Raw genomic sequence first — 12494 nt, 5'->3', positions numbered from 1 at the left:
TCCCGCTAGACCGGATCCTTGTTCGGCGGCCCATCCGGCTGCTGCGGGCTGTCGTGATGATGACCGGGTGACGGGGGCGACAGCGGATCGTCTTCCGGATCGCGGTTCGGGTCGGCCGGGGGCTCCGGCATCGGGGTCGTGTGGTCGGTCATGACGGACTCGCGTGAGCGTGGCGGCGGCACGGCGGTGCCGCCTCGTCTCCGTTATAGGCAATCGGGCACGCGTTTGCAGCGGGATTCTTGCCGCGCCGGATGCGTGAGCGGCGATTTCCGTGAGCATGCGGTCGTCGTTCCCCGGTTTCGCGCCGGCCGCGCGCTCAGCGCAAATCGGCCGGCGTATCGACGTCGCGCAGGATGCCGGGATCGTCGACGTCGAGCAATTGCACTGGTGCACTCGCGAATAGCGCTCGCGCCCCCGTATCGCCGTCGAGCGCGGCCAATGCATCGTAGTGGTGCGCGGCGAAGCCGACCGGGTGGCCACGTTTGCCGCGATAGGCGGGCGCGACGATCGACGCGTTGTCGGTTTCGAGCGCGCGCGTTACTGCTTCGTAGGTGGGCGATGCGATCCACGGCATGTCGCCGAGCGCGACGAGCCAGCCGTTCGCGTCGGGCGTGGCGCGCACGCCGGCCGCGAGGCTCGCGCCCATGCCGCGCACTGCGTCGGGCGCGTAGACGACCTGGCAGCCGGCTTCGTTCAGCAGGATCGCGAGCTTTTCGGCGCCGGGACGCACGACGGCGATCACGTCGGCCGTGGCGGCCGCCAGATGGCGGGCGGCCGCGACCGCGACCGGCGTGCCGTCGGGGAGCAGCGCGAGCAGCTTGCTGTGCAGGCCGCTCGGGTCGAAGCGTTGACCAAGGCCGCCGGCAAGGAGAACGCCGGTGGCGAGTGACGCATAGGACATCGGCGCGGGGGGAGTGAGGCTGGTGCCGCGATTGTGCGGGAGCGGACGGGGATCGGCAAGTGAGGATGTTACCGAACCGCGCCCGTCATGTCGGAAAGTTCGTCACGATGCGTGTTCGTAGAGACGGTTTTCCTCGACGGGGCCGTAAACGGCGTGTGATTCCTCGCGCATCACGGCCCAATAGCGGTCGCCGAACGACCAATGCCACCATTCCGACGAGTAATTCGCGAAGCTCCGTCGCGCGCGGCCGGCTGTTGACGATCGATTTGATCGGACGAATCACCAATATGCCCGAGTCGGGGAGAGGGCGTCTCGCCGTTTTTGCGGCAGGGCGGTGCCGGGATTACCAGAGCGTCTTGACGTGCGCGTATGCGCGGATTTTCTCGTCGCGCGTGACGAGCGGCGCGCCGAGCCGCCGCGCCGTCGCGACGATCATGCGGTCGGCCGGATCCTTGTGGAACGTGCCGGGCAGCGCGGTGGATTTCGCGGCGATGTCGGCATCGACTGGAACGAAGCGCATGCCGTCGATCTGCGCGACGGTGGCGAGCCATGCGTCGACGTCCATCGTCAGCGCGAGTCGGTCGTTGCGCACCAGCATCGCGATTTCCCACGCAGAGATCGCGGATGCGGCCAGCGTCCCCTCGCTGCGCGCGCGATCGATCGCGCTTCTCGCTTTCTTGCTGAGCGAAGGGTCGCCCGCCACCCACCATACCAATGCATGCGTATCCAGCACGATCACCGCGACGCCTCCCAATCCTCTTCCGCAATCGGATCGATGGGATTGTCGTAGCGCATGACCGAGCCGCGCAATATATCCAACGGCTGGGATTCGCTCGAGCGATACGGCCGGATTTCGAGCGTCGGCTTGCCGTGATCGGTAACGATCAGGCTTTCGCCCGACGCTTCGACGAGCCGAAAGTATTCGAGTGCGCGAGCCTTGAATTCGGATTTCGAAACGGGAGCGTGCGGCATCATGATATGAGCATGGTCATTTGACGATGGTCATTTTATGGGCTGTATTGAATCGGTGCAAGGACCGATTGAGTTGAGCGACTTGATTCATCGATTGCCAGCGGCGCAACGGTGGATGAGCGGGTGCGCTGTGGAGGGCGGTTGCGCGCGTCAGTGCGCGCTGCGCCAGGGTGAGTCGCAATCCACGTTGGGTAGAATGCCCGCTTCGGCTGCCTGGATGTCGCACCCTGACTGAGAGAGGGGAAGGGCGGTCTCAGACGACAAACAGACAATCATGAAAACGATACGCGACCGATTTGATGAAATCGCTGATGGGCATCCCTTTACGCTTCTGTCGCTGATGGTGCTGGTGCTCGGTGGCGTGCCATTGCTGCTGTACTCGTTGAGCCTTGACCAGGTTCCGGATTGCACGCTGACCGAACTTACAGGCACTCTGATCGCTACCTTCATTGTCGAAATCGGGTTGATTGGTGTGTTTGGCGCGTATTCGCTGTTGGCGGGCTTTGCTGCCCGCTTCGTGCTCGATCGGTTCTACGAGGATACGCACGTGGTTGCCTTTGGCCAGATGGGGCCGCTCACGCAGAATCAGCAGATGCGCGATCGCCTGGTGCGCGGGCGTTTCATCGTGATCGCAACGGTCCTGACGGTGCTGATCTGGACGGACGTACTGGCGAATCCGTTCGTGTCATGGGCCAGCCCGGTGCTGGCCTGGCTGACTGTCGTGGCCTATATCGCGACTTATGGCGGATTGATCGGGTTGTTGCTCGCCGACGGGTCGTTTGTCGACAGCCGGCTGACGCGAGTGTTATCAAGTGTGCTGCTATTCGGCGCGGTGGTTCTCGGCGCGTTGCAGTGCGTCGCGTATTTCGGCAACGAGCGGATCGACACGAGCGCCGGGGCAACGGCGCGCGCGCAGCCGATCGCTTACGCATTTTCGCAGCTGGCGCCGAGCGTGCGAACCTGCATCGAGTGGATCAGTACACCGTCCTGGGCTGCCGCCGCGGCAAGCGCAGTCGGCGCGGCGCTGGTATGGCTCGTGCACCGCTTGCTGCGTATCCCGGCGAGCGGGCCGCGTAGCATACCGAAACGCATGATGCGAGCAACGCTGCATGCCATTCGCGCGATAGGTGCGTTCGTTCTCGTGGTCGCAGTCGTTTCGTGGTTGATTGCGCTTGTCGATTTCAAACGGATCGTGACGGGCAAGTCGTTGCCCGTCACGATCGTGTGTGCCGCGGTCTTTGCTGTATGGATGCTTCGGCAGGGCTGGTCATATCGTAAGCGCAGGATCGCGCAGGTCGGGCTCCCGGCGCGCGCGATGCCGACATCGGCGGCATCGTATCGCAACGGCGTACCGAAGCTCGTAGCGGCTAAGCTATGTACGGCGGCTGCATTCGCGATCCTGTCGCTGTGCGTGCTGATCTTTGCAGACCTTGTGGCTTTCCTGAACGGTAACAGGGAAAGCGCGCAGACACTGTTACTGACCATGGCGCTGCTGAGCGTGATGAACTGGGGTGCGTTTGCGTCGCGTGGCTGGAAGATGCGCACCGGATTGTGTGCGCTTGCAGCACTTTTTTCGTTCGTGTCGGTTCCGATCATCGTACAGAATCCGCTGCTGTTTCCCCGCATGCTCGTAGCGATGCTGGGTTTCGGCAACCGGCATGCGTCGAGCATGGCGTTGTCCGGTCAGCAATGCGCGACGTTGGCACCATTCGGCGTACGGTGTGCGGCCGGCAAGGACGGCGCGATTACGTTGACCGATGTAAATATCGTCAATCGCCTGGGGTCGTCGATGGTGGTCGAACTAGTACTTCGTGCCGAGCCGTCCGTTTCGGTCGGCGCGACGACCGAAGGGGCGGCGGACGGCGGGCACATGCAGTCACGGGTTGTACGGGACGATAAATCGCCTGGCGTCCCCGCAACCGCTCCAGCCGTCGCAAATCCATCCGCGCCTCGGGCAGAGGCTGCGAATGTGACTGTCCAGACGCTGGTGCTCGCGCTTCCGGCGGCCGACGCAATGTTGCGCAAACGGGCATATGGTTGCGATCAGCCGTTGCTTGATCAGCGGAATCGAGCGCTTAAGCAGGTAGTCGGCCAGGCTGCGAAATCCGGTGACAAGACGAAGGTGTCCGACGGAGTGCCGACTGGCAACAACGGGGGCCGTGCGACCGACATCGGTGCAGCGGGCGCCGCCGACGCAGCGGCCGCGACGGCGGCGGGTTCCCCGATCGCGGAGGATGTCGGATTGGCCTGTGTGCGCATCACGATCCCGAAGGACCAGGTCGTCAGCTACACGAATGCTGGCTGGAGAACCTACATGGCGGGCTATTCGGGTTATATCCCGGTTGCGGAGAAAGCGGCCGGTGCTCATTGAGCGTTGGCATCGGCGAGGCGGATATGGCGGGCGAGTAAACTGCCGCAGCGAAGATCCAGGATCTTCCTCAGGCGTGGAATCGTATGCTGGACTGCAGGATCCAGGTCGACGGGATAGAAGTCGGTGCGATAGGCGCCGCACGCAAAAGCTTCGAATATATCCCACGTATAGGTCGACAAGTCGAAATTCGACAGTCTCACCAGTTGCTGCATCAGATCGAAGCCGACGGGAAGGGTGAACCTGCTGTCGAGGAACGACAGCGCGACATTGCGAGCCAATACATCGAAAGCGGCGTGGCGGCCGGGCGATGTCGAGATGTCGATGGCCGCCAGGCAATCCGCGGGTATGCTCCGGGTCGTCTGGAGACGGCGAATGATTTCGTTCATGAGCGGTCGGACCTGCGTGAAAAACGGGACTGTCGTCCGGACGACACCGACGGTGCACGGTGATGTCGCCGCAGTGTCGGGTCTGTCTGGAAAAGCCCGGATTACCCGCCTGAAGGCACTCGATTGTTCCGTCGCGCGACGCTGCCGGTTTTCAAAAAATTGCGGTGATTTTGTGAAAGTTTTCGGCTGACGCCCGATATAGGATTTTTCGCCAAGGCGCGCGATTCAATAGCTCCCGGGGGCGCCTGCTTTTATCAACCGCGAAATTGTGTTGCCCATCCACCGATGCAGGCGGCGCGAAGAATCTCGATGGACTGTTCGCGGGCACGCATGCGCCGGTCGAGCATTTCACGCGCGCGCGGCGCCTTGAGCGCAATCCGGCATTCGACGTATCGCGGCGATCCGCATTGCTGCCCGACGCGCATGCGGCCACACGCGCAAGCCGGTTCGATCGTACCGAGTGGGACGGCCCGCCGGCCGATCACGAGCGTGCGCTCACGGTGCACGTATGGACGCCGACCGGCTCGTCGAAGGCGCAGCATAATCCGGTGATCGACCGCTACATCGCGGCGATCGACATCAACGGAACGATTTCGACCGGACACGCGGCGCTGATCGGCCGAGCCGATTGCGCGTGCCGCATGCCTGGAGGAGGCGACGAAGTCGCGGTCGACGGAGTTGCAACGCTATCTCGATTGCCGAGAGGGCGATGCGAACGGCCCCGTCGCGGCACAGTGATCCTCGCCGCACGGGGTCATCGGCGGCTGTTGTCGCCGCGAACCGCCGCGCCGGCCGACAGGCGAAGCCGACGCGGCGTGACGCCGTAATGCCGCTTGATCAGCGTTGTCAGATAGCTCTGGCTGCCGAATCCGCAGTCGAGCGCGATCGACAGAATGCTTGCGGATGTGTGGCACAGTCGCCAGCGCGCAAGTTCGAGGCGTCGTTCGATCACGTACTGCATCGGCGTGCGCGCGAACCGTTCCTTGAATGCGGCGATCGTCGCATGTTCGCTCAGGCCGGCCAGGCGTGCGAGATCGGCGAGGCTGATCGGTTTGCCGAGGGATTCGTCGATGAAACGGTCGACCATGGTCTCGGACAACGTATCGGCAGGTCCGCGGAAATCGTGGTGAATGTCGGTCGCGTTCGGATTGCGTCGGTAGGTTGCGCTCGGCGGCTCGCCGAAGCGCTGCCGATATGCGCTTACGAAGCGGTTGGACGGCGCGAAGCCAAATGCGCGCAGCGTGCCGACGAAACTGCCGTCGCCGTTGGCGAGCGCCCGACGGACGCCATGTAGGCGCGCGTCGAAAAACAGTGCCGCCGAGGGCCGACCGGTCAGCCGGCGGATCGCATTCTCCAGCGCGCCGGTCGCGCAGCCGAGCGCATGGGCGACGGAACCGAGCGTTTTCCATTGCATCGGCTCGGTTTCGATCATCGCCACCGCGGAACGGGCGGTCTGTTCGGCCGCACAAGCGTCCATCGCGAACAGCGCGCTGTAGTTGCTGCCGTGCCGCAACATCATGTGTTTCAGCATATGCTCGTACAGCGCACGAATCGCGGCTTCCGGCGCAGGTGTCAGCAGCAGCATCCGGCGCAGGCAGTCCGCGGCGGCGTTCCATTCGACGGTCGCGTCCGCTGCGATCGGCTTCATGTCGAACCGGACCGGCGTCGCGAGCGGCTTGCCGATCCATTGCGACACGAAGTCGTTCAGATCGCCGGCATCGAGAATCACCGACAGATGGCCGATACCCTCGGGTTGCGTGACGCAGCTCGAGATGCCGGTCGACGAAATCGGCATCACGTCGCCGACCGTACATTGCGCGACCGTTGTGCCGCTCGTATAGGTTGAGCCGCCGCGACGGCACGACAGGAACAGATAATTCGGACGCGGTTCCGACGAATGGAAATGAAACGGCATCTCGTAATCGACGTCGTATATGCCGATTCCTCTCCATTCCTGACCGCCCATATTCACGGCCTTTCTGTCCGCATGCTGTGCGCGAAAGCGGTTATCCGCGTAAATTTTCTCGATGAAATCGGACACTTCATCGGGATCGTCGCTATGAAAACTGTGCGTCTGGGGCCGCGATTCGCTAATCATGATGGTCGGTCAGGATTGTCTGGGTTCGATTGCATTCCAATGGGAATCAATCGGGCCGGAAGCGGCGCAATTCACGGCCGACATCGTAAGGAAGCGCGAGCCGTTCGATAAGCGGTCGCGCCGTATACGAGGTATACGACCGGCGGCGCCGATTATTCACAATGAAGCTGACGCACGGCGAAACGATTCAATCGGGCCGCAATAATGAATAAAACAATTCGCCTGCCAGGCCAGTCGTCGTCTTTTTGGAGAAATTCCGTCGATATTCTGAAATAAATATTATTACAAAGTCAATACAATGGCATCGCCAGATGCGGTCCGTGCCGAGCACGCGAAACTGTCAGAATGATTCGATTGAGAATCGAGCGGCGTCATTCGATGCGCGGGACGAAACCGGCTCACGGCGTCCGGGAGAAGAGGGCCGCCGGCAAATGCGGGCGCACTTGCGTTGCCCTGTCCGGGGAATATAAGCGATGAAAATTCTCTATACCAACTTTCACGGTGGCAATGGTGGCGGACACGACACCTATATCTACCATCTGGCGGCCGGCCTGAGCCACCGGTATCGCGTGGCGGTCGCCTCGCCGGCCGGCAGCCGCCTGTCGAGCATGGTCGATACGCTGCCGGGGGTGCACGTGATCGACATGCAATTCAAGCCGGGATGGCGCACATTTCTGCCGGAACTGGCTCGGCTGCGGCGGTTGATCGAGCAATCCGCGTTCGACGTCGTACACGTCAATGGCTCGGCCGACCATCGGCAGGTCATGCTGGCGCTGGTGGGCTGTCGCAGACGGCCGGCGGTCGTCTTCACGAAACACAATACGTTTGCGGCCGGCAGTGTCGGTAATTTCCTGCGCGCGCGGTTTGCGACGGACCGGACGATCGCCGTCAGCGACTATGTCCGGGTCATGCTCGAACGGCAATCGCCTTATGGCGATATCACGGTGATCAAGCATGGCGTGCGGCCGCCTTCGCAGGCGATCGAGCGCGCGGAGATCCGACGCAGGAGAATGGAATATTTCGGCGAAGAGGGCGCCGATGCGATCGTGCTGGGCAGCGTCGCGGGCACCGGGCCGCACAAGGGCTGGACCGATCTGGTCAGTGCGCTCGCGCATCTGCCCGATGCGCTGCGCGCGAAGTTTCGCGTGATGCTTGCCGGCGACTGGCCGTCGCACGCGCAGCGCGAATTCGTCGAGCGCAGCGGCGTGGGGCGGCAGCTCGTGTTCGTCGGCCCGACGGACCGTACGCATGAGGTGCTGGCGACCTGCGACGTGTCGTTCGTGTTGTCGTATCACGAAAGTCTGTCGTTTGCGTGTCGCGAGGCGATGTCGATGGGGCGGCCGGTGATCGTCACCGATGTCGGCGGTTTGCCGGAGAACGTCAGCGATCGCGTCGACGGATGGATTGTCCCGCCGCGATCGCCGGACGCGGTGGCGGCCGTTTTGCGCGAGATCGCCGCGCGCCCGGAGCGCGTTGCCGAGATGGGCCGTGCGGCGCGGGCGACGAGCGAACGCGACTTCAGTTTTGCGCGGTTCATCGACGAAACGAGTTCGGTTTATCGAGCGTCGGTTCGAGGTTCGACGGTTTTCGCATGATCGATATTCCGATGCAACGGTCGACGGGGGAGAACAGGCTGTCGTCGTGGGGGCCGATCCTGATGTACCACCAGATCCGTGCGCTGCCGCCGAGGCCGGACGTATTGCGCGGATTGAGTGTCGATCCGTGCGCGTTTCGACGCCAGATGCGCGCGCTGAAGGCCCTCGGCTATCGCGGCGTGTCGGTCGCCGAGTTGCAGCGTCGGCAGTCGCAGGCGCGCAGCGCGAAGCTGTTCGCGATCACGTTCGACGACGGCTTTCACAACGTCTTCGAGCATGCGTTGCCCGTGCTCGACGAACTCGGCTTTACCGCGACCTGCTATTTCGTGTCCGGCAAGCTCGGCGGCAGCAACGATTGGGATAGCGGAATCGCGACCGCCAGCGCGGCGTTGATGGATCGCGGCGCGATGCGCGAATGGCTGACGCACGGGCACGAGGTTGGCGCGCATACGGTCGATCACGTTGCGTTGTCCGATGTGCCTGCGTCGACGGCGTGGCGGCAGATTTCCGATTCGAAGTCGCAACTCGAGGACGCGACCGGACATCCGGTCGTGTCGTTCTGCTATCCCTACGGCGCACTCGACGAGAGCATCAGAGGGCTGGTGGTCGATGCAGGCTTTCATAACGCAACGACGACCGTGCGCGGGCGCGCGCACGCGCACGCCGACCCGTTTCTGCTGCCGCGCATCGCGGTGCCGGGCGGCCGCGGCATCGCGCGCTTTCTCGGGAGGTTCTTCCGATGATGCGCGATACGCCCGCCGCGAACGCAGGGCGGCTTCCACTCGCGTTCAACACGGACTGGCTGGAGCGGCCGGTGGTGCGCGTGCTGGTGCTCGTGGCACTGGGTATCGCCTATCTGGCACCGGGGATCGTCGGTCACGACCCGTGGAAGCAGGACGAAACCTATACGTTCGGGATTGTTCGGCACATGCTCGACACCGGCGACTGGGTCGTGCCGACCAACGCCGGTCTGCCGTTTCTCGAGAAGCCGCCGCTGTACGACTGGGTCGCGGTCGCGTTTGTCCGGCTGTTCGGCGGGATCCTGCCGCTGCACGACGCCGCACGGCTCGCGAGCGGGCTGTTCGCCGCGCTTGCGTTCGGCTATGTCGCGCGCGCGGCGCGCGTGGCGACCGGCGCCGCGCGCTGGTTCGATCCACGCGTGATCGGGCCGGTCGCGTTGTGTGCGGGTACGCTCGTCGTGATCAAGCACACACACGACATGATGACCGACGTCGCGCTGATGGCCGGCACGGCAATCGGTTTTTGCGGCCTGCTCGAACTCGTCGCGGCGCTGTTGCGCGTCGGCAGTCCCGATTACCGGGCGGCCGTGCGGCTCGGCGCCGGCGTCGGGATTGCATTGATGTCGAAAGGATTGTTCGTGCCGCTCGTATTCGGTGCGACCGCGGGTATTGCGTTCATGCTGTATCCGGCGTGCCGTACACGTGGCTGGGTGCGTGCGCTTGTAGTGGCCGTGTCGGTCTGCGCGCCGTTCATGCTGATCTGGCCGACGGCGCTTTATCTGCGCTCGGAAACCTTGTTCGCCACGTGGTTCTGGGACAACAACGTCGGCCGTTTCTTCGGTTTCTCGGTGCCGATGCTCGGTGCCGAGAACGACAAGCCGCTGTTTATCTGGCGCGCGCTGCTGACGGTCGGATTTCCGGTCGGCCCGCTTGCGCTGGCGGCCATTGCCGGCGGCGTCTTGCGCGGCTGGCGCAATCCGGCGATCGCGCTGCCGATCGCGTTTGCCGCGATCGGGCTCGTGGTGCTGCATGTCGCCGCGACGTCGCGGCAACTGTACATCCTGCCGTTTATCGGACCGCTGTCGCTGATCGCCGCGTGCAGCGTCGAGCGCATGCATGCGCGCTTGCATGCGGCCTGGGATTGCGCGAGCCGTTGTCTGTTCGGCGCGTTCGCGATGCTGGTATGGTGCGTCTGGTTTGCGATGACGGGCGATACGCTGCCGCGCAACATCGTCGCGTGGCTCGGCGCATGGTTGCCGCTCGACTGGACGATTCCGCTGCAGCCCGCGGCAATCTGTGCGGCGCTCGTACTGAGCGCGGCCTGGGTCGCGGGTTTGCCGCTGCTGCGGCATACGGGACCGTGGCGCGGCGTGCTGTCATGGGCGAGCGGTACGGTGCTCGCGTGGGGGCTGGTCTATACGCTGTTGCTGCCGTGGATCGACGTCGCGAAAAGCTATCGTTCGGTGTTCGACGGTCTGAAGGTCCGGCTCGCAAGCGAGTGGCGCGAGCGCGATTGCATCGCAAGCCCGGGGCTCGGCGAATCGGAAGCGCCGATGCTCGACTACTTCGCCGGGATTCGCTACGTGCCGCTGCATGAACCGCGTGCGCGCGCATGTCGATGGTTGATCCTGCAGGGCGTGCGCGGTGCGGTGCCGGACCCGGGCGCGCGGTGGGTGCCGTTCTGGCACGGTGCGCGCCCCGGCGACACGCACGAGGCGCTCGTCGTTTATCGCGTCGTGGACGGCGAGTCGTCGGGCGTGGACTCCGCGCAAAATGCGGCGAATTCGTCGGAGGGCCGATGACCGCACGCATCGGCCGTCGCGGCTGCTGGCTCGCCGTGCTCGTGATCGGCGCGGTTATGCTGCTCGTCGCGGAGCTGATCGGCATCGTCGGGTGGCTTGTGCGTTAGCCGGACGTTGGTCCGACGTATGCCGGATCGGGACCGGCGGGGCGAGGAGGGCGGGGCGATCAGGGGCCTCGGCCAGGCCCCGTCGTCACGCATCCGCCCACTTCCTCAGCAGGTTGTGATAAATCCCCGTCAACGAAATCACCACCGGATCCTGCGCGCCTTTCTCCGCAGTCAACGCCTGAATCTGCGTATCGAGCTGAAACAGCAGCGTGCGATCGCCGTCGTCGCGCACCATGCTCTGGATCCAGAAGAACGACGCGACGCGCTCGCCGCGCGTGACCGGCGTCACATGATGCAGGCTCGACGCCGGATACAGCACGAGATCGCCCGCCGGCAGCTTCGCGCGATGCATGCCGTAGGTATCCTCCACGCACAGCTCGCCGCCGTCGTATGCGTCGGGATCCTCGAGAAACAGCGTCGCCGACAGATCGCTGCGCACGCGGAAATCCGTACCGCGCAGCAGCCGGATCGCGTTGTCGACGTGCGTGCCGAATGCGTCGCCGCCGCCATAGCGGTTGAACAGCGGCGGAAACACCTTCAGCGGCAGCGCTGCGGAAAAGAACAGCGGATGACGTGCGAGCGCATCCTGAATCGCGTCGCCGACCGCGCGCGCGACGGGCGAGCCTTCGGGCAGTTGCCGGTTGCGTTTCGCGAGCGCCGACTGCGCGCCGGACGTCACATTGCCGTCGACCCATTCGGCGGCATCGAGCATTTCGCGGCAATGCGCGACCTGGGCGCGCGTCAGCACGCCGGGAACATGCAGCATCATGTCGTGGACTCCATGCGATGCGGCGCCAGTTGCAGCGCCATCTCGCGAAACGCGTCGAGCGGCGACGACGCGAGATACGCACGCATCTTCGCGACGAACGCGGGCGTCGCGGTGGCCGGCACGCGCGCGAGCCACGCGAGCGCTTCGTCGATGCGTGCGCGTTCGGCGAGCAGCCGCGCATAGTTGAACTGGCCGCGAAAATCGCCGGCCTCGGCGGCGCGGCGATAGTGATCGAACGCGATCTCGGCGTCGGCGTCCACGACCCAGCCGTCTTCGTAGAAGCCGCCGATCAGGTTGACCGATTTCGCGTGGCCGAGCGCGGCGGCGCGCCGGAACCAGTCGAGCGCTTCCTCGCGGTTCTCGTCGATGCCGTTGCCGAGCGCAAGCGCCGTCGCATAGTTGTACATGCCCCAGTCGAGCCCCGCCTGCGCGGCGAGCCGATACCAGTACACGGCGACCGGTGCGCACATCGCGATGCCCCAGCCGAACTCGTAGCAGCGCCCGAGCATGTTCATCGCCATCGGATGATCGGCCTGCGCAGCGTGCCGGAACCAGCCGAACGCGGCGGCCGGATCGCGCGCGACGCCATGCCCGTCGAGCAGATATTGCCCGTAGACGGCCTGCGCCTCGACGATGCCGTGGTCGGCCGCCGCCGCGACCCACGCGGCGGCGCGCTCGGGCGGCCCGGCCAGAATCTCGGCGAACTCGCGCGGCGACACCGACGCGAGCGCCTTCAGCGATACGGCCTCCATC

At 64.5% G+C, this 12494-nt stretch carries 12 protein-coding genes and 1 pseudogene; 5 read left to right on the top strand and 8 right to left on the bottom strand.

Going from position 1 to position 12494, the window contains the following annotated elements; all coding sequences use genetic code 11:
- Window positions 1–5 precede the first annotated feature (5 nt).
- From BST28156_RS27595 to BST28156_RS27580, 4 genes are all read right to left on the bottom strand, one after another.
- Window positions 6–152, bottom strand: a complete 147-nt coding sequence (locus BST28156_RS27595) for a hypothetical protein (RefSeq protein ID WP_174903876.1) — start codon at window positions 150–152, stop codon at window positions 6–8.
- A 164-nt stretch (window positions 153–316) separates the two neighbouring features.
- Window positions 317–901 carry a nucleotidyltransferase family protein gene (locus tag BST28156_RS27590; protein WP_174903875.1) on the bottom strand — a complete coding sequence of 195 codons (585 nt, stop codon included), beginning with the start codon at window positions 899–901 and terminating at the stop codon, window positions 317–319.
- Window positions 902–1244: 343 nt separating this feature from the next.
- On the bottom strand, window positions 1245–1640 hold the full coding sequence (locus tag BST28156_RS27585) for a type II toxin-antitoxin system VapC family toxin (RefSeq protein ID WP_009688937.1): 396 nt from the start codon (window positions 1638–1640) through the stop codon (window positions 1245–1247).
- Entirely contained in the window at window positions 1637–1876 is a 240-nt protein-coding gene (locus BST28156_RS27580) for a type II toxin-antitoxin system Phd/YefM family antitoxin (RefSeq protein WP_105769670.1), read from the bottom strand. Before BST28156_RS27580 ends, BST28156_RS27585 begins: the two co-directional genes overlap by 4 nt.
- Window positions 1877–2147: 271 nt before the next feature.
- Here BST28156_RS27580 and BST28156_RS27575 point away from each other — a divergent pair, with 271 nt between their 5' ends.
- Window positions 2148–4244, top strand: coding sequence for a hypothetical protein (locus BST28156_RS27575; protein ID WP_174903874.1), 2097 nt, complete (start codon window positions 2148–2150; stop codon window positions 4242–4244).
- Here BST28156_RS27575 and BST28156_RS27570 read toward each other — a convergent pair.
- Window positions 4238–4630 carry a hypothetical protein gene (locus BST28156_RS27570; RefSeq protein WP_174903873.1) on the bottom strand — a complete coding sequence of 131 codons (393 nt, stop codon included), beginning with the start codon at window positions 4628–4630 and terminating at the stop codon, window positions 4238–4240. The two genes, BST28156_RS27575 and BST28156_RS27570, sit on opposite strands and share 7 nt — an antisense overlap.
- A gap of 314 nt (window positions 4631–4944) precedes the next feature.
- Here BST28156_RS27570 and BST28156_RS34870 point away from each other — a divergent pair.
- A pseudogene (locus BST28156_RS34870) lies at window positions 4945–5244 on the top strand (DUF308 domain-containing protein); the annotation flags it as partial.
- Window positions 5245–5384: 140 nt separating this feature from the next.
- Here the strand turns inward: BST28156_RS34870 and BST28156_RS27565 are convergent.
- Window positions 5385–6596, bottom strand: a complete 1212-nt coding sequence (locus tag BST28156_RS27565) for a helix-turn-helix transcriptional regulator (RefSeq protein ID WP_374991858.1) — start codon at window positions 6594–6596, stop codon at window positions 5385–5387.
- Between the two features lie 605 nt (window positions 6597–7201).
- On the opposite strand from BST28156_RS27565, the gene BST28156_RS27560 reads away from it, so the two are divergent.
- Genes BST28156_RS27560 through BST28156_RS27550 form a run of 3 tightly spaced genes read left to right on the top strand, consistent with a single transcriptional unit; the run spans window position 7202 to window position 10865 of the window.
- Window positions 7202–8323, top strand: a complete 1122-nt coding sequence (locus BST28156_RS27560; RefSeq protein ID WP_174903871.1) for a glycosyltransferase family 4 protein — start codon at window positions 7202–7204, stop codon at window positions 8321–8323.
- Window positions 8320–9066: a polysaccharide deacetylase family protein gene (locus BST28156_RS27555; RefSeq protein ID WP_174903870.1), complete on the top strand. Its 747-nt coding sequence runs from the start codon at window positions 8320–8322 to the stop codon at window positions 9064–9066. The genes BST28156_RS27560 and BST28156_RS27555 overlap by 4 nt, the downstream gene beginning before the upstream one ends.
- Window positions 9063–10865 carry an ArnT family glycosyltransferase gene (locus BST28156_RS27550; RefSeq protein WP_254596430.1) on the top strand — a complete coding sequence of 601 codons (1803 nt, stop codon included), beginning with the start codon at window positions 9063–9065 and terminating at the stop codon, window positions 10863–10865. Before BST28156_RS27555 ends, BST28156_RS27550 begins: the two co-directional genes overlap by 4 nt.
- A 192-nt stretch (window positions 10866–11057) precedes the next feature.
- On the opposite strand, the gene BST28156_RS27545 is transcribed toward BST28156_RS27550, so the two are convergent.
- Both BST28156_RS27545 and BST28156_RS27540 read right to left on the bottom strand, forming a co-directional pair.
- Window positions 11058–11741, bottom strand: coding sequence for a Fe2+-dependent dioxygenase (locus tag BST28156_RS27545; RefSeq protein WP_060241354.1), 684 nt, complete (start codon window positions 11739–11741; stop codon window positions 11058–11060).
- The gene (locus BST28156_RS27540; protein ID WP_174903869.1) at window positions 11738–12493 is read right to left on the bottom strand and encodes a tetratricopeptide repeat protein; all 756 of its coding nucleotides are present in this window, start codon (window positions 12491–12493) and stop codon (window positions 11738–11740) included. Before BST28156_RS27540 ends, BST28156_RS27545 begins: the two co-directional genes overlap by 4 nt.
- Window position 12494: the final 1 nt, after the last annotated feature.

The sequence above is a fragment of the Burkholderia pseudomultivorans genome (genome assembly GCF_902499075.1).
In the GTDB taxonomy this organism is placed as follows: Bacteria; Pseudomonadota; Gammaproteobacteria; order Burkholderiales; family Burkholderiaceae; genus Burkholderia; species Burkholderia pseudomultivorans.
Note: the sequence above shows the minus strand (reverse complement) of the source record. Positions and strands in the feature narration are given on the sequence as shown.